Below are 19695 nucleotides of genomic sequence, written 5' to 3' on the forward strand. Positions count from 1 at the left end.
GTGGCTTTTTTGCGAGCAAAAAAGCCACTAAACTCCGTCCCCAACTGGCACTCCTCCCTAACTGACACCTTTTTGACTTGTGTATAAAACCTCCAATATTTCCACATACTATCCATACAACGCAGAATATGGAAATATAGGTATAATACAGGAGGTTGATAGATGTATGAAAGCAACAGGAATTGTACGGAGAATTGATGATCTTGGAAGAATTGTGATTCCGAAAGAGATAAGGAGAACACTTAGAATCAGGGAAGGAGACCCGCTGGAAATATTTACGGATAGAGAGGGAGAAGTGATATTGAAGAAATACTCTCCGGTTGGGGAGCTGGGAATTGTGGCGAAGCAATATGCGGAAAGTCTGTCAAATGTTTTGAATTGTATAGTATGTATCACAGATCATGACCAGGTTGTGGCGGCAGCGGGAAATGGAAAGAAGGAGTTTGAGGAACAATATATTAGTAAGATGTTGGGAGAGCAGCTTCAAAGAAGGGAAGTGCTTCTGGCTGTGCCGGGGGAAAAGCAATTTATTATGGTAGTGGATAAAATGGGCGAGTATGAAGGGGAAGCAATCTGTCCGATATTATGTAACGGAGATGTAATCGGAGGTATTGTGTTTCTAAATCGCGATAAAAAACGTAAATTTGGGGAAATGGAACAGAAACTGATAGAGTGTGCTGCCGGATTTTTGGGAAGGCAGATGGAGCAGTAAAAATGTAATGGAACATTACCGGCCGACATATAATGTATAAGAATGCATAGCATAGAATTGCAGGTGTGGAGGTGTGGGGAATGGAGAATCGTAAGGATCAAAAACCAGATATACAAAAAGAAGCAGTGTGGATATTGAAGTCACTTTTGTGTGCATATGTAGTGACGGGAATCCTGCTGCTTCTTTTGGCGTTGTTTGCCTACAAATTGAATCTGGAAGAGAAGCAGGTGACGATTGCGGTGATGACAATTTATTTGCTATCAACATTTGTAGGTGGATTTATGATTGGAAAATGGAATCGGGTACGAAAGTTTTGGTGGGGAATGCTCGTTGGAGCAGGTTATTTTATGTTACTATTGATCGTCTCTTTAGGCATATATCATTCGTTGAAAAACGGTGGGGGAAATGTAGTTACTGTGATGTTTTTGTGTCTTGGAGGGGGATTGCTTGGAGGAATGCTGGCGTAAATGGAAAACCATAAGAAATTATGAAGCATAAGAAATTATGAAAAAACTCTTTTAAATCCAACGTCATTGTGGTATAATCCTATGAAGTGAAAGTATAACTGCCAAAGAGCAGAAATAGTAGGAGGAGATAACGATGAAACATATCAAAACATTGAATACTCAGACATTGAACAATACAGTGAAAAAAGGTGGATGTGGAGAATGCCAGACATCATGTCAGTCTGCTTGCAAGACTTCTTGTACAGTAGGAAACCAGACATGTGAGCACAGCAAATAATTCGAATCCATTGAGAGAAAGATGTGTGAGATACACATTTGCAGCGTAGGTGATGCGCGGGATGGCTAGGCAGCGGCCTTAGGTCGCTGCCTTTAATATGTTAGGATAATAATAGAAAGCGAGGTATCATTGTGATACATCAGTACCAAAATAATGGATATAACATTGTTCTTGATGTGAATAGTGGTTCTGTTCATGTTGTGGATCAGGAAGCGTATGATGTCATTGCCTGTCTGGAGGCGGAGAATACATTTCACACTCCGGATACGCTGAAAAGCGAAGAGACATTTGCACATTTGAAAGAAGAACTTGGAAGCAAGTATTCAGAAGACGAGCTGAAGGAGATTCTGGAAGCAGTTATTGAACTGACAGAAGCAGGTCAGTTATTTACAAGAGATATTTACGAATCTTACATTGGGGAAGTTAAGAAGAGAAAGACAGTAGTAAAAGCATTGTGCCTTCATATTGCACATGACTGTAATCTGGCTTGTAAGTATTGTTTTGCAGAAGAAGGCGAATATCATGGAAGAAGAGCGCTGATGTCTTACGAAGTAGGTAAGAAGGCATTAGATTTCCTGATTGCGAATTCGGGAAGCAGAAGAAATCTGGAAGTCGATTTCTTTGGTGGAGAGCCTCTTATGAACTGGCAGGTTGTAAAAGACCTGGTTGCTTACGGAAGAGAGCTTGAGAAACAGTATGATAAGCATTTCCGTTTTACTTTGACAACAAACGGTGTCCTGCTCAACGATGAGGTTCAGGAATTTGTTAACAAAGAGATGGATAACGTTGTAATGAGTCTGGATGGAAGAAAAGAAATCCATGATCATATGCGTCCGTTTAGAAATGGAAAGGGAAGCTACGATCTGGTCGTTCCGAAGTACCAGAAGTTAGCAGACAGCAGAAATCAGGAGAAGTATTATATAAGAGGAACATTTACAAGAAATAATCTGGACTTCTCAGAAGATGTAATGCATTTTGCTGATTTAGGATTCAAACAGATTTCTATCGAGCCTGTAGTTGGCGACGATACAGAAGATTACGCAATCCAGAAAGAGGATCTGCCACAGATTTTTGACGAGTATGATAAGCTGGCGAAGATGATGGTAGAAAGAGAGCGTTCAGGAAAAGGGTTTAATTTCTTCCACTTTATGCTTGATCTGGAAGGCGGTCCTTGTGTGGCAAAACGTTTGTCGGGCTGTGGTTCAGGAACAGAATATCTGGCAGTTACTCCTTGGGGAGACCTTTACCCATGTCATCAGTTTGTAGGTCAGGAAGAGTTCCTGATGGGAAATGTTGACGAGGGCATTACAAAACCTGAGATTGCAGATGAGTTCCGCGGATGTAGTGTTTATTCTAAGGAAAGCTGTAAGAATTGTTTTGCAAGATTCTATTGCAGTGGCGGATGTATGGCAAATTCATACAAGTTCCATAACACAATCAATGATACATATGAAGTGAGCTGTGAGATGGAGAGAAAGAGAGTCGAATGTGCAATCATGATTAAGGCTGCATTGGCAGATGAAGAAAGGATGGAAGGACATGAAGAAGCGTAAAGGGATCCTGAGTCTGATCGCAATCGTAGCATTGATGGCACTTCTCGGTGTGACTACAACGATTGGTCTTGGAAAAGGACATTCCGGAGCAGCTAAGAATATTAATCTTGGTCTTGATCTGGAAGGTGGTGTCAGCATCACTTATCAGGTAAAAGGTGATACTCCGTCAGATGAAGATATGGCGGATACGATTTATAAACTTCAGAAGCGTGTGGAGCAGTATAGTACAGAGGCAAGTGTTTACCAGGAAGGCGATAACCGAATCAGTATCGAGATTCCTGGGGTGACAGATGCTAATAAGATTTTAGATGAACTTGGACAGCCGGGTTCTCTGTATTTTATCGCACAGACAGGAAGCGATGGTTCAGAAAACTATACTAGAGTGGGCACTACAGGTGATGCAGGAACAGATTTCCAGCTTAACAAGACAATTGAAGAGTTGCAGGAAGATGGTTCTATCGTGTTGACAGGTTCTGATGTGAAAACAGCTACGGCAGGTGCATATACAGACAGTACAACAGGTTCAAAGGAAAATGTTGTCGACCTTGAGTTTACAAAAGAAGGTACAGAGAAATTTGCAGCAGCTACGAAAGTTGCAAAAGAGGCAGGACAGAGCATCGGTATTTATTATGATGGAGCATTTGTTAGTGTGCCGAATGTAAAAGCAGTTATTTCTGATGGACGTGCCCAGATTTCAGGAAGCATGTCTTATGAAGAAGCTGACCAGCTTGCCTCTACAATCCGTATCGGTGGATTGAATCTGGAACTGGAAGAGCTGCGTTCTAACGTTGTAGGAGCACAGCTTGGTGAAGAAGCAATCAGCTCAAGCTTGAAGGCCGGTGCGATCGGTCTGGCAATCGTATTTGTATTTATGTGCTGGGTATATCTGCTTCCGGGTTTTGCCGCAGGTCTTGCACTGTTGATCTATACAGGTCTGGTACTGGTGGCACTGAATGCATTTGACATTACTTTGACATTGCCTGGTATCGCAGGTATCATCCTTGGTATCGGTATGGCGGTAGATGCGAACGTTATTATTTTCGCACGTGTGAAGGAAGAACTTTCATCAGGAAAATCTGTAAAAGTTTCGTTAAATGCCGGATTCCAGAAAGCAATGTCTGCAATTCTGGATGGTAATATTACAACCCTGATCGCTGCTGCCGTATTATGGCTTAGAGGTAGCGGTACTGTAAAAGGATTTGCACAGACATTGGCACTTGGTATCGTGCTGTCTATGTTTACTGCTTTGGTAATTACAAAAGTAATTGTATATTCATTCTATGCAATCGGAATCCGTAATCCAAAAGTATACGGACGTGTAAAGGAAGAGAGAAAACCAATCAACTTCCTCGGGAAGAAAAAGATTTTCTTTACAATTTCAATTGCACTTATCGTGCTTGGATTTGTTGCAATCGGTGTAAACGAAGGAAAAGGAAATGGTGCGCTCAACTACAGTCTTGAGTTTATGGGTGGTACATCATCTACAGTGACATTTGATAAGGATTATACATTGGAAGAAATCGACCAGAATATCGTTCCGTTGATTGAAGATGCTGTCGGAGATAAGAATGTTCAGGTTCAGAAGGTACAGGATTCTAATCAGGTAATCTTTAAGACACAGACACTGAATCTGGAAAAACGTGAGGCATTTAATAAAGTAATGGCTGATAACTTTGGAGTGGATGAGAATGAGATCGCAACAGAGAATATCAGTTCTACAGTAAGCTCAGAGATGAGAAGAGATGCCATTGTAGCAGTTATCATTGCAACAATCTGTATGCTGCTTTATATCTGGTTTAGATTTAAAGATGTACGTTTCGCAACAAGTGCAGTGTTGGCATTGCTCCATGATGTGCTGATCGTATTAGGTTTCTATGCGATTGCAAGAGTATCGGTAGGTAATACATTTATCGCATGTATGCTGACAATTGTCGGATATTCAATCAATGCGACAATTGTTATTTTCGACCGTATCCGTGAGGAACTGAAAACAAAGAAACGTGGAACACAGCTGGATGAGCTGGTAAATAAATGTATTACTTTGACATTGACACGAAGTGTTTATACATCACTTACTACATTTGTTATGGTAGCTGTTTTATATATCATGGGTGTAAGCTCTATTCGTGAATTTGCCCTTCCTCTGATGGTTGGTATTATTTGTGGTGCTTATTCTTCTGTATGTATTACAGGTGCACTCTGGTATGTAATGAAGACAAAAATCGGTGTTAAGAAGGCCGGAAGAAAATAGAAAATGATAAAAGGGATAGGCATGAGTTTCATGTCTGTCCTTTTTTGAAAATGAAAAGGGGACGGAAGATGGAGAAATGGTTTGTGACGATGAAGAAGGCGGATTTTTATCAGATTGGTGAAATGTTTCAGATTTCTCCGATTCTTGCACGCCTGATCCGAAATCGTGAGATGGTAACAAAGGATGAAATTGAGTTTTATCTAAATGGAACGATAGCCGATCTGTATGATGGGATGTTAATGAAAGATATGGATAAGGCAGTCACAATATTAAAAGAAAAAATCCAGGCAAATGATCCAATCCGTGTAATAGGAGACTATGATATTGATGGTGTCAATGCGACATATATTTTACAGGAAGGGATCTCGAATCTTGGCGGGGATGTCGATACGGATATCCCGGACAGAATCAAGGATGGATATGGGCTGAATAAAACGTTGATCGATCGTGCAATTGAAGATGGGATTGACACAATCATAACTTGCGACAATGGCATTGCGGCGATGGATGAAATCGAATATGGCAAGCAGCAAGGCTTAACGATCATTGTGACGGATCATCATGAAGTACCTTATATAGATGTCGGGGACGGAAAAGAGTATTTATTACCACATGCAGATGCGGTGATAGACCCGCACAGGGAAGATTGTCCGTATCCATTTAAAGGACTGTGCGGGGCTGCGGTTTCTTATAAGCTGATAGAAGCTCTTTATGGTGTGATGCAAAAGGATGCGGAAGATGTTGATTATTTGATGGAAAATGTTGCGATTGCGACGATTGGTGATGTGATGGATTTGACCGGAGAAAATCGCATTTTCGTAAAGCAGGGATTAGAAATGCTTAAGAGAACGAGCAATGAAGGCTTGAAAGCATTGATGGAATGTACCGGTGTGCCGGTGGATTCTTTGAATGCATATCACATCGGATTTGTGATTGGACCGTGCATCAACGCAGGCGGACGTCTGGATACAGCGAAGAGAGCTTTGAATTTGTTAAATGCAAAGACAAGAAGAGAAGCGGTGATGCTTGCGGAAGATTTGAAAGCACTCAATGACAGCCGAAAGGAAATGACAGAAAAAGGAGTGGAACAGGCTGTTGATTTGATTGAAAATACTTCATTAAAAGAAGATAAGGTGCTGGTTGTCTATTTGCCGGACTGTCATGAAAGTATAGCCGGTATCATTGCGGGGCGTATCCGTGAGAAATATTATCGTCCGGTATTTGTGCTGACACAGGGCGAAGAGGATGTGAAGGGGTCCGGTCGCTCAATTGAGGCTTATAATATGTTTGAAGAAATGAATAAATGCAGGGCATTGTTTACAAAATTCGGAGGACATAAGCTGGCAGCCGGATTATCTTTGAAAGAAGAAAATGTGGAACGCTTCCGAGAGTCGATCAATGAATGTGCAAATCTGACAGAGGATGATCTGACAGAAAAAATTTCGATTGATATGCAGCTTCCACTTCGATATGTGAATGAAAGTCTGATTCAGGAACTGGAGCTTTTGGAACCATTTGGCAAGGGAAATCCAAAACCCTTATTTGCAGAGAAAAATCTGAAGGTGATCGATCCTCGCATTATCGGAAAGAATAAAAACGTATTAAAGTTCAAGGTGCAGGACAAAGACGGGTATGAAATGGATGCGATTTGTTTTGGTGATGTAGAAGCATGTCTGGAAACAATTGAGCAAAGTGAAACGATGGCATTTACTTATTATCCGTCAATTAATGAATTTCGAGGTGAAAGAACGATTCAAATGGTAGTTCAGAATTATAATCCTTCAAAGTAAGCTTTGGCTTAAAAAATACTTGATAAGCTGGAAAAAACAGATTATTTACAATTTTGAAAAAAATGCTATACTATTTACATATATGCATATTACAAATGAGAACAAAAGGGGGAATTTTGATGGCAGGGACATTAGAATATCAATTGTTGAATAAAAATTTGGAGATTGTTGATGGTCATGCCGTCAAAAATCCGGAAGATTATCAAGACCCGGAAAAGTTATATCAGGCATTGATTGCCAGAGTGACGAAATATCATCCGTCTGCAGATATTTCATTGATTGAAAAGGCTTATAAGATTGCAAGTGAAGCACATAAGGAGCAGTTTAGAAAGTCAGGTGAACCATACATCATTCATCCTTTGTGGGTAGGGATTATCCTGGCAGACCTTGAGATGGATAAAGAGACGATCGTTGCAGGAATGCTTCATGATGTCGTGGAAGATACCGTGATGACACTGGATGATATTACGAGAGAATTCGGCTCAGAGGTGGCTCTTCTTGTAGATGGTGTTACAAAACTGGGACAATTGTCTTATTCAAAAGATAAGCTGGAAGTCCAGGCAGAGAACCTGCGTAAGATGTTTCTGGCTATGGCGAAGGATATTCGTGTCATTATTATCAAACTAGCAGACCGTCTGCATAATATGCGTACATTGGAATTTATGACACCGGCCAAGCAGCAGGAGAAGGCGCGTGAGACGATGGATATTTATGCACCGATCGCACAGCGTCTTGGTATTTCAAAGATTAAGATTGAGTTGGATGACCTTTCATTGAAGTATTCGAATCCGGAAGTGTATTATCAGCTGGTAAGAGATCTCAATGAACGTAAGACAAAGCGCGAAGAGTTTGTGCAACAGATTGTTGCGGAAGTGTCAAAGCATATGGAGAATGCAAACATCAAAGCGAAGGTGTACGGAAGAGTAAAGCATTTCTTCAGTATTTATAAGAAGATGGTAAATCAGAACAAGACATTGGATCAGATTTACGATTTGTTTGCGGTCCGTATTATTGTTGATACGGTAAAGGACTGTTATGCAGCTCTGGGTGTGATCCATGAAATGTATACACCGGTTCCGGGAAGATTTAAGGATTATATTGCGATGCCGAAGGCAAACATGTATCAGTCTCTTCATACGACTTTGATCGGACCATCCGGACAGCCGTTTGAGATTCAGATCCGTACAGAAGAGATGCATAAAACTGCTGAGTATGGTATTGCTGCTCATTGGAAATATAAAGAGAGCGGAGACGGAACGAAGGGTGTAGCAAAGAATCAGGAAGAAGAGAAGTTGAGCTGGCTGCGTCAGATTCTGGAGTGGCAGCGTGATATGTCAGATAACAGAGAATTTTTAAGCCTGTTGAAAGGTGATTTGGATCTCTTTACAGAAGATGTGTACTGCTTCACTCCGAATGGAGATGTGAAGAATCTGCCGAATGGTTCTACACCTGTGGATTTTGCGTATGCAATCCATAGTGCAGTCGGCAATAAGATGGTCGGAGCACGAGTGAATGGAAAGCTTGTAAACATTGATTATAAGATTCAGAATGGTGACCGTATTGAGATATTGACGTCACAGAATTCGAAGGGGCCAAGCAGGGATTGGCTGAATATTGTAAAGAGTACACAGGCAAAGAGCAAAATCAACCAATGGTTTAAGAAAGAGTTTAAGGAAGAGAATATTGTTCGTGGACGAGAGCTGATCGCAGCATACTGTAAGGCAAAAGCAATCAATCTGGCAGATATCAGCAAACCAAAATATTTACAGATCGTGCAGCAAAAATATGGATTCCGTGACTGGGAGTCTGTGCTGGCGGCAATCGGCCATGGAGGACTCAAAGAGGGTCAGGTTGTGAACCGTTTGATGGAAGAATATCAGAAGGATCACAAAAAAGAGATTACAGACGAGACGATTTTGGAGACATTATCAGGAGTGCCATCTCAGAAGGTTCATATTGCAAAATCGAAGAGTGGGATTATTGTCAAAGGAATCGATGATATGGCAGTGCGTTTTTCGAAATGCTGCAATCCGGTTCCGGGAGATGAGATTGTTGGTTTTGTGACCCGTGGTCGTGGTATGTCTATCCATCGTACAGATTGTGTGAATATGCTTCATTTGTCTGCGGCAGAGCGTGAGCGTCTGATCGATGCTGAATGGGAAGGCGCAGGTGATAATGGCGGTCAGTATCTTGCGGAGCTGAAGATGTATGCACATGACAGACAGGGTCTTTTGATGGATATTTCAAAGATATTTACAGAAGCAAAGCTGGATGTAAAATCCATGAATGTGCGTACAAGTAAAAAAGGAACAGCTACATTAGATATGGGATTTATCGTACATGGAAGAGATGAGCTGAACAGAGTGATCGATAAGCTTCGTCAGGTGGAAGGCGTACTGGACATCGAGAGGACAGCCAGCTAATAGAAAGGTGTAAACGCATGAATGCGAATCATTGGGAAAAATGAGGGGTAGTTTGTGTAGGAGGAAGACATGAGAATTAAGAAATTTGTGATAGGCATGATTGGGACGAACTGCTATGTGGTAAGCAATGAGAATACAAAAGAGTGTTTTATTGTAGACCCGGCAGTTTGTGACAAGAATGTTATATCTTATATAGAAACAGAAGGATTGAGCTTGAAAGCAATCCTTCTGACACATGGACATTTTGACCATATTATGGGAATTGACGGTGTGCGTGAGAATTTTAAGGTGCCGGTGTATGCGTCTGAGAAGGAACAAGAGATATTACAGGATGCAAGGCTGAATTTGTCTGCGGCATATGGCGGAGGATATACATTTTCTGATGCAACATATGTGCGTGATGGAGAGGAACTGGAGATTGCCGGCATGAAGATAAAAGTAATCGAGACGCCGGGACATACAGCTGGCGGATGCTGTTATTATATTGCAGAAGAAGAGGTGCTTTTTAGCGGTGACAGTTTGTTCTGCGCATCAATCGGGAGAACCGATTTTCCAACCGGAAGTAGCTCACAGCTTGTAAGAGCGGTGAGAGATAAACTGATCGTGCTACCGGAAGATACGATGGTTTATCCTGGACATATGGAAGAAACGACAATTGGATATGAGCGGAAACATAATCCGTTCATTTAAATGCTAAGATACGAATTGTTTAACAGGGGGCATTGATTAACAGAATGATTCAAATTCAATGTAAAGAAACATTATATACTTATAACTTATATCATATAACGAAAGCATTTTTCCCAAATGCGGAAATCAAACAATGTGTCGATGCAGAGCAAGAACCGTTGGTCCGGATTGAGCTGGATGACGGCTCTTGTTTTTTGCTGGATGCGAAGGAGTTTGAGGAGAATCAAAAGAAGGAAGATGCACAGGAAAAGAAAAAAATAGTAACGAAAATGGTGTACCGGTTTTTATCTGAAAAGACAGGGCAGGAGATGGCGTGGGGAATGCTTACAGGAGTTCGCCCGACAAAACTTGCAATGCACCAGATGGAAAATGGAATGAACGAAGCACAGGCAAAAGCATTTTTACAGGAAGTGTATTGCGTGTCAGAGAAGAAAGCAGGGCTGGCTGTTGATATTGCATGCAGAGAGAAGGCATTGCTTAGCAAACTGGATTATCTAAATGGCTTCAGTTTGTATGTCGGGATTCCATTTTGCCCAAGCATCTGCTCTTATTGTTCATTTAGTTCTTCACCAATCGATGTGTGGAGTCCACGTATGGATGATTATCTGAAGGCACTTTGTATAGAGCTTCACCATATCGCAAAAGAGACAGAAGGAAAGACGCTCAATACGATTTATATCGGAGGAGGAACGCCGACAACTCTTACAGCCAAGCAATTGGAAAAATTGTTAAATGTGGTTGACGAGTTATTCTTAAATGAAGAACGTGGCGCAGAGCTTTTGGAATATACGGTGGAAGCGGGAAGGCCTGACAGTATTACGAAAGAAAAACTGGAAGTGATATGCAGCCATCCGGTGACACGTATTTCGGTCAATCCGCAGACAATGCAGCAGAAAACGTTGGATCTTGTGGGAAGAAAACATACCGTTCAGGCCGTGAAGGATATTTTCCATCTCGCAAGAGAACTGGGATTTGACAACATTAATATGGACCTTATTGCAGGGCTTCCGGGAGAAAATGCAGAAGATATGAGAGATACACTTCGTCAGATTGAAGAATTATCTCCGGATAGTCTGACAGTACATTCTTTGGCAATTAAACGTGCTGCCAGAATGGCACAGGAACAGCCGGTGAGAGATTTGCACACAGAAATCACAGAGATGGTAGAGGACGCGGCAAAAACGGCAGAAAAGCTTGGATTAGTTCCGTATTATTTATATAGACAGAAAAATATTGCGGGTAATTTCGAAAATGTCGGTTATGCAAAAGCCGATAAAGCAGGAATTTACAATATACTGATTATGGAAGAAAAACAAACTATTTATGCAGCCGGGGCAGGCGCAACAACAAAGATTGTGTTACCTGAAAAAATTAAGACAGAAAATGGAAAAGAAACAAATCTGATCCGTATAGAAAATGTAAAGAATATTGAAGAGTATATTGCTCGTATTGATGAGATGATCAAACGGAAAAGCAATTGACATACTATAACACAAAAACTATAATAGTGAGAGGTGAAAGTAGGGGAATACCGGCAGTAAAGGCGAGATGAAGAGAAAAGTTGAAAGTCTTGTCCTTCTGCAGACAGACTCTTCATGATATAGATTTTGATAAAAAGGAGAATAAATACATGGCATTAAAGAAGAAACCAGTTACAGGTATGAAGGACATGATGCCGGAAGAGATGGAAATCCGGGATTATGTAATTGGATTGATCCAGGAGACTTACAAGTCATTTGGATTTTCCAGAATTGAGACACCATGTGTAGAACATATTGAGAATCTTTGCAGTAAGCAGGGAGGAGACAATGAAAAATTGATCTTCAAGATTTTAAAACGTGGTGAGAAACTGAAGATCGATCAGGCAAAAGAGGAAATTGACTTGGTAGATGGCGGGCTTCGTTATGACTTAACTGTTCCGCTTTCAAGATATTATTCCAATAATGCAAATGAATTGCCGGCACCATTTAAGGCACTTCAGATGGGGAATGTATGGAGAGCTGACCGTCCACAAAGAGGTCGTTTCCGTCAGTTTATGCAGTGCGATATTGATATTTTGGGCGAGCCGTCTAATCTGGCTGAGATTGAGTTGATCCTGGCAACATCTACATTGCTTGGAAAACTTGATTTTCATAACTTTACAATCCGTATCAATGACCGCCGATTCTTAAAAGCAATGGCTGCATACAGCGGATTTGAAGAGAAGGATTATGACAGCGTATTCATTACTCTGGATAAGATGGACAAGATTGGTCTGGATGGAGTTCAGAAGGAGTTAGAGGAAAATGGCTATGCGAAAGAATCAGTCGAAAAATATCTCCAGATTTTTAAAGAGATTACGAACGATGTCGAGGGCGTACGCTGGTGTAAAGAGAAACTGGCTGGGTATCTCCCGGAAGAAGCGGCACAGTCGCTGGAGATGATCATTACAAGTGTAGAAAGTGCGAAAGAGGCTGAGTTTAAGATGAGCTTTGATCCAACACTTGTAAGAGGTATGTCTTATTATACAGGAACAATTTTTGAGATTTCAATGGACGAGTTCGGCGGCTCTGTCGGAGGCGGCGGACGTTATGATGAGATGATCGGTAAGTTTACTGGTCAGGATACACCGGCGGTTGGATTTTCAATTGGATTTGAGCGTATTGTTATGCTGCTTTTGGAACGTGGATACAAGATCCCGACAACGAAGGTGAAAAAAGCATATTTGCTTGAGAAAAAGCTTCCACAGGAAAAAATCCTGGAAGTATTAGAGGCTGCAAAAGCTGAGCGTGCTGCAGGAAAACAGATCATGCTTCTGAATATGAAGAAGAATAAGAAATTCCAGAAAGAGCAGCTGCAGCAGCAGGGATATGAAGAAATCGTAGAAGTTTTCAACAGATAATATAAAAACAAGAAGAAAAGAGGAACAAAGTAATGGCAGAATCAATGCAGGGATTACATCGTACACATCGTTGTGGCGAGCTTTCCGCGGCTAATGTCGGAGAGACAGTTACAATTATGGGATGGGTTCAGAAGAATCGTAATAAAGGAGGCCTTGTATTCGTTGATGTACGTGACCGTTCAGGAATTATTCAGGTGGTATTTGAAGATGGTTCATGTGATGCGGATTTAATCGCAAGAGCAGCAAGTCTTCGTTCTGAATATGTAGTAGCAATCGTAGGTAAGGTTGAAAAACGTTCAGGTGCAGTGAATGAGAATCTTGCAACAGGAGAAATCGAAGTGATTCCGGAACAGATGAGAATTTTATCTGAGTCCGAGACACCTCCGTTCCAAATTGAGGAGAACTCTAAAACAAAAGAGGAGTTACGTTTGAAATATCGTTATCTGGATTTGAGAAGACCGGATCTTCAGCGCAATTTAATGATGAGAAGTAAGATTGCAACACTGACTCGTCAGTTCCTTGCAGATGAGGGATTCCTTGAGATTGAAACACCAATCCTTGGTAAGACTACACCGGAAGGAGCAAGAGATTATCTTGTACCTAGCCGTATTCATCCGGGAAGCTTCTATGGACTTCCACAGTCACCTCAGCTGTACAAACAGCTTTTGATGTGTTCTGGATATGATCGTTATTTCCAGATTGCAAAATGTTTCCGTGACGAGGATTTACGTGCAGACAGACAGCCTGAATTTACACAGATCGATATGGAGCTTTCTTTTGTAGATGAAGAAGATGTTATGGATATCAATGAAAGACTTCTTGCTAAATTGTTTAAAGAGGTTCTTGATATTGATGTAGAGCTTCCGATTCAGAGAATGACATGGCAGGAAGCGATGGACCGTTTCGGTTCTGATAAACCGGATATCCGTTTTGGTATGGAACTTGTAAATGTGACAGAGACAGTAAAAGACAGTGAATTTGTTGTATTTAAAGGTGCTATTGAGAATGGCGGAACTGTTCGCGGTATCAATGCCAAAGGTCAGGGCTCAATGCCTCGTAAGAAGATTGATAAGCTTGTAAGCTTTGCAAAAGATTATGGCGCAAAAGGACTTGCTTATATCGCAATCCAGGAAGACGGAACTGTAAAATCTTCATTTGCTAAATTTATGAGCGAAGAAGAGATGCAGAATCTGATCAAAGCAATGGACGGAGAAAACGGAGACCTTCTTCTTTTCGCAGCAGACAAGAATAAGGTTGTATGGGATGTTTTAGGGGCATTACGTCTGGAACTTGCCCGTCAGTTAGAACTTTTGGATAAAAATGAATACAAATTCCTGTGGATTACAGAATTTCCACTTCTTGAGTGGAGCGAGGAGCAGAATCGTTATACAGCAATGCATCATCCATTTACAATGCCAATGGAAGAAGACTGGCAGTATATCGACACAGATCCGGGACGCGTTCGTGCGAAAGCATATGATATTACATTGAATGGTAATGAGATTGGTGGAGGAAGTATCCGAATCCATCAGAACGATATTCAGGAGAAGATGTTTGAAGTGCTTGGATTTACAAAAGAAGAGGCTTATCGTCAGTTCTCATTCTTGTTAGATGCATTCAAATACGGAGTACCGCCTCACGCCGGACTTGCTTATGGTCTGGACCGTCTGGTTATGCTGATGGCAAAAGTAGACAGCATTCGTGACGTAATGGCATTCCCGAAAGTAAAAGATGCTTCATGTCTTATGACAAATGCACCTAGTCAGGCTGATGATAAACAGCTTGCTGAGTTGGGGCTGGAGTTGAGACCGGAAGAAAGTGTTGAAGAATAAATAATAGAAAAATTTCGAAAAATATAAAAAAATAGAAAAATAGTGTTGACAGACGGAGAAAAGTCGTGTATAGTATATTTTGTTCTGACAAAGAACTGTATATGCGACAGTGGCTCAGCTGGTAGAGTACGACCTTGCCAAGGTCGGGGTCGCGGGTTCGAACCCCGTCTGTCGCTCTCTTTTGAGGAGGAGTGGTGCGAAGGTGCTGCTTCTTTTTTATTGCAATTTTGTGATTGAATATGTTAAAATGTCAAAAAGCATATTTCTATTTGAATTCTAAGGTGCGATGCACCATCTATATTCTAATCACATTTCGGAAATCTATGCTTTAATACCAAAACAAATGTAAAGCCAGGAGAGTACGAAGATGGAAGATAGAAAAGTACCTCCTGCAAAAAGGAGGAGAAAAAATGAATACAGAGTTGAAAAATACTGTATTGTCAACCGATATTAAAGCACAGTATGACGAGTGTGCTAAGAAATTATTAGGACATAAAATTGTACTTGCAAATATTTTGGTAAAGTCAGTAGAAGAATTTCAGGGAATGCGACCTGAAGAGGTAGTACATCTAATTGAAGGAGAGCCGCTTATTAGTAAGGTTCCGATAGAGTCAGGGCTTACAAATAAGAGTGTTGGGGCGAATGAAAATGAAATTGTAGGAATGAACACGGAAAATTCAGAAATTTATGCAGGATATGTACGATTTGATATTATTTTTTATGTGCATATCCGAGACGAAATTTCACAGATAATTATAAACATTGAAGCTCAGAAAAAAGAACCTACAGATTATGATATCTTAAATCGAGCAATCTTTTATGTTAGTAGAATGATTTCATCGCAAAAGAATCGAGATTTTAAAGGTAGCAATTATAATAATATTAAGAAGGTATACTCTATTTGGGTGTGCATGAATATGAAAGAAGATAGTATGAATCATATTCATCTGATGAATGATGTGATTATTGGACAACACAACTGGAAAGGAAAGATTGAATTATTAAATATCATTATGATTGGAATTGCTGAAAAACTGCCAAAAAAAGATGAGAATCATGAATTGCATCGATTTTTAGGAACATTATTGTCGGAAAAGTTAGGCGTGTATGAAAAAATTGATATTTTAGAAAATGAGTATCATATTCCCATGGAAAAATCATTAGAGGAGGATGTGAAGATAATGTGTAATTTGAGTGAAGGGATAGAAGAAAGAGCGATGGAGATTGGAAGAGAAGCAGGGATTGAATTAGCACGTAATGTATTTAGATTAAAAAATCAAGGATTAAGTAATGAACAAATATCGGAAGAACTTCATATATCAGTTGAAACTGTAGATAAGGTTATTGGAGAATAGAATGATAAAAGCAGTATTATTTGATATGGATGGCGTGATTTTTGATACAGAGCGTATCAACGCAAAAGGATGGAAGAAGGTAGCAGCGAGATATCAAATCGCTTTGACAGATGAACGAATCGGAATGCTTCGAGGAAGAACTGCGGACGTGGCGAGAAATTTATTTCACGAATGGTTTGGAGACGAGGTGGATTATGATGAAGCAAGAGGTGCGAGATTAGAAATGCTGATGCAGCATTTGGACGAGCATGGAACACCATTAAAGCCTGGTGTCAGAGAAATTTTTAGCTACTTAAAAGAAAATCATATAAAAACAGCACTTGCAACATCAACACAGAGGGAGCGAGTGGAAATATATTTTGAAAAAGGAAATCTGCCACTGCAATTTGATGCGACAGTATGTGGACGCGAGGTTAAGAATGGTAAGCCTGCTCCGGATGTATTTTTGAAGGCGGCAGAATTGCTTGGCCTTGAGCCGGGAGAATGTCTTGTAATTGAAGACAGCTATAATGGGATACGTGCTGCAAATGCAGCGGGATGTCAGGTTGTTATGGTTCCGGATATGGACGAGCCGACCGAAGAAACAAAGGCAGTTTGTACACAAACATTGGAGTCTTTGTATGATGTAATCCGGTATTTAGATGAATTGAAGAAATTGTCATAAAAATAAAGAAAAATTCAGATATACAAAATGAAAAAAAGAGTTGACAACAGAGTCTGTATCGTGTATAGTAGTTATTGTTCTGATGTAGAACAACTAACATATGCGACAGTGGCTCAGCTGGTAGAGTACGACCTTGCCAAGGTCGGGGTCGCGGGTTCGAACCCCGTCTGTCGCTCTCTTATTAAGAGCAATGCAAAAGCATTGCTCTTTTGTTTTATCTGGAACATTGCAGCTGGTCACAGTTGCTGTAAAAGAGCCAGAAAACCCCGTCCCTAACCGGCTTTCTATAACAACTTTTTAAAAATTGTACTAGTATTTTTAAAATACCTGTGTTACAATACACAAAATGCATTAGAGTAAAGTATTAAAGTATTAACGGTTTTACAAGACCTTGCAAAGTATTTATAGTAGTCAGGAGAGGAAAACATGAATACAAAAAAGATAAAAGTAGCACTATTAGGAGTTGGTACAGTTGGTACTGGTGTTTATAAATTAATTCAGCGTCGTGCGGATGTGATGGTACGGACAATTGGAGCAGAGATGGAAGTAAGCAAGATCCTTGTCCATAATCTGAACAAGCAACGTGAAGGTATCGATGCTTCGCTTTTGACAGACAATTGGCAGGAGATTATAAATGATCCGGAAATTCAGATTGTCGTAGAAGTGATGGGTGGGATTGAACCGGCGAGAACGATGATACTTGAAGCATTGCATGCAGGAAAGCATGTTGTGACGGCAAATAAGGATCTCTTAGCTGCATATGGAAAAGAGTTGTTGGATGCTGCGGAAGAAAAGCATTGCGATTTGTTGTTTGAGGCGGCAGTGGCAGGCGGAATTCCGATTATCCGACCATTGAAGCAATGTCTTGCGGGAAATGAGATCGATGAAGTGATCGGTATTGTAAATGGTACGACAAATTATATTTTAACAAAGATGTTTGAAGAGAACATGAGCTTTGAAGAAGCACTGGCTAAGGCTACGGAGCTTGGATATGCGGAGGCTGATCCGACAGCAGATGTAGAAGGTCTGGATGCAGGACGTAAGGTTGCGATCATGGCGTCGATCGCATTTCATTCAAGGGTTGTATTTGACGATGTCTATACAGAAGGAATCACAAAGATTACTGCAGATGATATTGCATATGCAAAAGAATTTGACAGCGTGATCAAATTACTTGGTGTTGCACATAATACTGAGGGCGGAATTGAAGTCGGGGTCTATCCGATGCTGTTGAATAAAGAGCATCCTCTGGCATCCGTAAGAGATTCTTTTAATGCGGTATTTGTACATGGAGATGCAGTAGATGATGCAATGTTCTACGGACGTGGAGCAGGAGAGCTTCCTACAGCAAGTGCAGTTATGGGAGATATCATTGATGTTGCCAGAAATATTGAGTATGGATGCAATGGCCGAATCAGTTGTACATGTTATAGAGAAACGCCGATCAAAAAGTTTGATGAGGTAGAAAATAAGTTTTTCCTTCGTATGCAGGTGAAGAACCAGCCGGGTGTGCTGGCAAGTATTGCAACTGTATTTGGAAGTCATGGCGTAAGTATTGCAAGAGTTGTTCAGAAGCATATAAAAGGCAATCAGGCCGAGCTTGTTATCGTGACAGATAAGGTGAGAGAAGATTATTTGAAAAATGCACTGGAACAGTTGAGAGATATTGAAAATATTTTTGAAATCAGCAGTGTGATCCGAGAATATTAGGAGATTATAAAACTTAAGATAAATAAAGAATTTGCTTTTGGGTAAAAATGGTTAGTTAAAACAAACTTCTTCGTGAGATTTATTTACAAAAAGAAAAAACTGTGTTATAACTTAATATAGCAAGCTAGCGAATGTATAGCAACAAAAAGCTGCGCTCACAGAAAAACACCATAGCAAGTAGATGTTTTTCTGTGAGCCTTATTCATGTGAAGAGGCCAAAGGAGGAAGTTTATAATGAGTTATGCAGATAAAGTATTTATCGATATGTGTAAGGATATTATAGAGAACGGGACAAGTACAGAAGGCGAGAAAGTGCGTCCGGTGTGGGAGGACGGCACATCTGCTTATACGATTAAAAAGTTTGGTGTGGTAAATCGATATGATTTATCGAAAGAATTTCCGGCGCTGACACTGAGAAGAACAGGAATTAAGAGTTGTACAGATGAGCTTCTCTGGATCTGGCAGAAAAAGTCGAACAATATCCATGATTTGAACAGTCATATCTGGGACAGTTGGGCGGATGAGGACGGCTCAATCGGAAAAGCATACGGATATCAGATGCAGGTGAAACATCAGTATAAAGAAGGAATGATGGATCAGGTGGACCGCGTGATCTATGATTTGAAGAACAATCCGTACAGTCGTCGTATTATGACTAATATTTATGTACATCAGGATCTGCATGAGATGAATCTTTATCCATGTGCATACAGTATGACATTCAATGTGACAAAGGAAGCGGGAAGCGATAAGCTTACTTTGAATGGAATCCTCAACCAGCGTTCTCAGGATGTTCTGGCAGCAAATAACTGGAACGTTTGTCAGTATGCAGTTCTTTTACACATGCTGGCACAGGTTTGTGATATGAAGGTAGGAGAATTTGTACATGTCATTGCAGATGCACATATTTATGACAGACACGTGCCGCTTATTAAGGAACTGATATCAAGAGAGCCGCTTCCGGCACCGACATTCTGGTTAAATCCGGAAGTAAAAGATTTTTACGATTTCACACCGGATGATGTAAGACTGGATAATTATGAAACGCATCCACAGATAAAAAATATTCCGATAGCAGTGTAGGAGGTTT

Annotated in this window: 15 protein-coding genes and 2 tRNA genes; all 17 read left to right on the forward strand. The window is 40.6% G+C overall.

What is annotated here, in order from left to right; translation table 11 throughout:
- Window positions 1–166: 166 nt before the first annotated feature.
- The 17 genes from spoVT (at window position 167) to thyA (ending at window position 19688) form a co-directional block, all read left to right on the forward strand.
- The gene (gene spoVT, locus LQE94_RS15110) at window positions 167–712 is read left to right on the forward strand and encodes a stage V sporulation protein T (RefSeq protein ID WP_022075675.1); all 546 of its coding nucleotides are present in this window, start codon (window positions 167–169) and stop codon (window positions 710–712) included.
- A gap of 80 nt (window positions 713–792) precedes the next feature.
- Window positions 793–1179 carry a TIGR04086 family membrane protein gene (locus tag LQE94_RS15115; RefSeq protein ID WP_240578075.1) on the forward strand — a complete coding sequence of 129 codons (387 nt, stop codon included), beginning with the start codon at window positions 793–795 and terminating at the stop codon, window positions 1177–1179.
- A 133-nt stretch (window positions 1180–1312) separates the two neighbouring features.
- A complete protein-coding gene (gene scfA / locus LQE94_RS15120; RefSeq protein ID WP_008369659.1) occupies window positions 1313–1456 on the forward strand; it encodes a six-cysteine ranthipeptide SCIFF in 144 nt (47 codons plus the stop codon).
- 131 nt (window positions 1457–1587) lie between these two features.
- Window positions 1588–3009 (forward strand): thioether cross-link-forming SCIFF peptide maturase, encoded by a 1422-nt coding sequence (gene scfB, locus LQE94_RS15125; protein WP_022075673.1) that lies wholly within the window; start codon window positions 1588–1590, stop codon window positions 3007–3009.
- Complete coding sequence (gene secD / locus LQE94_RS15130; protein WP_240578076.1) at window positions 2996–5260, forward strand: protein translocase subunit SecD; 2265 nt, start codon at window positions 2996–2998, stop codon at window positions 5258–5260. The genes scfB and secD overlap by 14 nt, the downstream gene beginning before the upstream one ends.
- A 68-nt stretch (window positions 5261–5328) precedes the next feature.
- Window positions 5329–7050, forward strand: coding sequence for a single-stranded-DNA-specific exonuclease RecJ (recJ, locus tag LQE94_RS15135; RefSeq protein WP_240578077.1), 1722 nt, complete (start codon window positions 5329–5331; stop codon window positions 7048–7050).
- Window positions 7051–7169: 119 nt separating this feature from the next.
- Entirely contained in the window at window positions 7170–9473 is a 2304-nt protein-coding gene (locus LQE94_RS15140) for a RelA/SpoT family protein (protein ID WP_240578078.1), read from the forward strand.
- Between the two features lie 69 nt (window positions 9474–9542).
- The gene (locus tag LQE94_RS15145) at window positions 9543–10163 is read left to right on the forward strand and encodes an MBL fold metallo-hydrolase (RefSeq protein ID WP_240578079.1); all 621 of its coding nucleotides are present in this window, start codon (window positions 9543–9545) and stop codon (window positions 10161–10163) included.
- A gap of 44 nt (window positions 10164–10207) precedes the next feature.
- The gene (hemZ, locus tag LQE94_RS15150; protein WP_240578080.1) at window positions 10208–11644 is read left to right on the forward strand and encodes a coproporphyrinogen dehydrogenase HemZ; all 1437 of its coding nucleotides are present in this window, start codon (window positions 10208–10210) and stop codon (window positions 11642–11644) included.
- A gap of 149 nt (window positions 11645–11793) precedes the next feature.
- Window positions 11794–13044, forward strand: a complete 1251-nt coding sequence (gene hisS / locus LQE94_RS15155) for a histidine--tRNA ligase (RefSeq protein ID WP_118737774.1) — start codon at window positions 11794–11796, stop codon at window positions 13042–13044.
- 32 nt (window positions 13045–13076) lie between these two features.
- Window positions 13077–14876, forward strand: coding sequence for an aspartate--tRNA ligase (aspS, locus tag LQE94_RS15160; RefSeq protein ID WP_240578081.1), 1800 nt, complete (start codon window positions 13077–13079; stop codon window positions 14874–14876).
- A 103-nt stretch (window positions 14877–14979) separates the two neighbouring features.
- Window positions 14980–15052: transfer RNA gene (locus LQE94_RS15165), tRNA-Gly, on the forward strand.
- Between the two features lie 234 nt (window positions 15053–15286).
- A complete protein-coding gene (locus tag LQE94_RS15170) occupies window positions 15287–16231 on the forward strand; it encodes a PD-(D/E)XK nuclease family transposase (protein WP_118724858.1) in 945 nt (314 codons plus the stop codon).
- Between the two features lies 1 nt (window position 16232).
- The gene (locus tag LQE94_RS15175) at window positions 16233–16895 is read left to right on the forward strand and encodes an HAD family hydrolase (protein ID WP_118724857.1); all 663 of its coding nucleotides are present in this window, start codon (window positions 16233–16235) and stop codon (window positions 16893–16895) included.
- A 102-nt stretch (window positions 16896–16997) separates the two neighbouring features.
- Window positions 16998–17070, forward strand: a tRNA-Gly gene (locus LQE94_RS15180).
- Between the two features lie 251 nt (window positions 17071–17321).
- Window positions 17322–18605, forward strand: coding sequence for a homoserine dehydrogenase (locus LQE94_RS15185; RefSeq protein ID WP_240578082.1), 1284 nt, complete (start codon window positions 17322–17324; stop codon window positions 18603–18605).
- A gap of 234 nt (window positions 18606–18839) precedes the next feature.
- Window positions 18840–19688: a thymidylate synthase gene (gene thyA / locus LQE94_RS15190; RefSeq protein WP_022074442.1), complete on the forward strand. Its 849-nt coding sequence runs from the start codon at window positions 18840–18842 to the stop codon at window positions 19686–19688.
- Window positions 19689–19695 lie beyond the last annotated feature (7 nt).

This window comes from Mediterraneibacter sp. NSJ-151, from assembly GCF_022487435.1.
Classification (GTDB): Bacteria; Bacillota; Clostridia; order Lachnospirales; family Lachnospiraceae; genus Schaedlerella; species Schaedlerella hominis.

Bases quoted from the DNA above. Each gene is read 5' to 3' on its own strand.
- LQE94_RS15175 (WP_118724857.1), top strand. From the start codon at position 16,233: ATGATAAAAGCAGTATTATTTGATATGGATGGCGTGATTTTTGATACA.
- LQE94_RS15185 (WP_240578082.1), top strand. From the start codon at position 17,322: ATGAATACAAAAAAGATAAAAGTAGCACTATTAGGAGTTGGTACAGTT.
- aspS (WP_240578081.1), top strand. From the start codon at position 13,077: ATGGCAGAATCAATGCAGGGATTACATCGTACACATCGTTGTGGCGAG.
- LQE94_RS15140 (WP_240578078.1), top strand. From the start codon at position 7,170: ATGGCAGGGACATTAGAATATCAATTGTTGAATAAAAATTTGGAGATT.
- LQE94_RS15170 (WP_118724858.1), top strand. From the start codon at position 15,287: ATGAATACAGAGTTGAAAAATACTGTATTGTCAACCGATATTAAAGCA.
- LQE94_RS15115 (WP_240578075.1), top strand. From the start codon at position 793: ATGGAGAATCGTAAGGATCAAAAACCAGATATACAAAAAGAAGCAGTG.
- spoVT (WP_022075675.1), top strand. From the start codon at position 167: ATGAAAGCAACAGGAATTGTACGGAGAATTGATGATCTTGGAAGAATT.
- secD (WP_240578076.1), top strand. From the start codon at position 2,996: ATGAAGAAGCGTAAAGGGATCCTGAGTCTGATCGCAATCGTAGCATTG.
- recJ (WP_240578077.1), top strand. From the start codon at position 5,329: ATGGAGAAATGGTTTGTGACGATGAAGAAGGCGGATTTTTATCAGATT.
- LQE94_RS15145 (WP_240578079.1), top strand. From the start codon at position 9,543: ATGAGAATTAAGAAATTTGTGATAGGCATGATTGGGACGAACTGCTAT.
- scfA (WP_008369659.1), top strand. From the start codon at position 1,313: ATGAAACATATCAAAACATTGAATACTCAGACATTGAACAATACAGTG.
- hisS (WP_118737774.1), top strand. From the start codon at position 11,794: ATGGCATTAAAGAAGAAACCAGTTACAGGTATGAAGGACATGATGCCG.
- thyA (WP_022074442.1), top strand. From the start codon at position 18,840: ATGAGTTATGCAGATAAAGTATTTATCGATATGTGTAAGGATATTATA.
- hemZ (WP_240578080.1), top strand. From the start codon at position 10,208: ATGATTCAAATTCAATGTAAAGAAACATTATATACTTATAACTTATAT.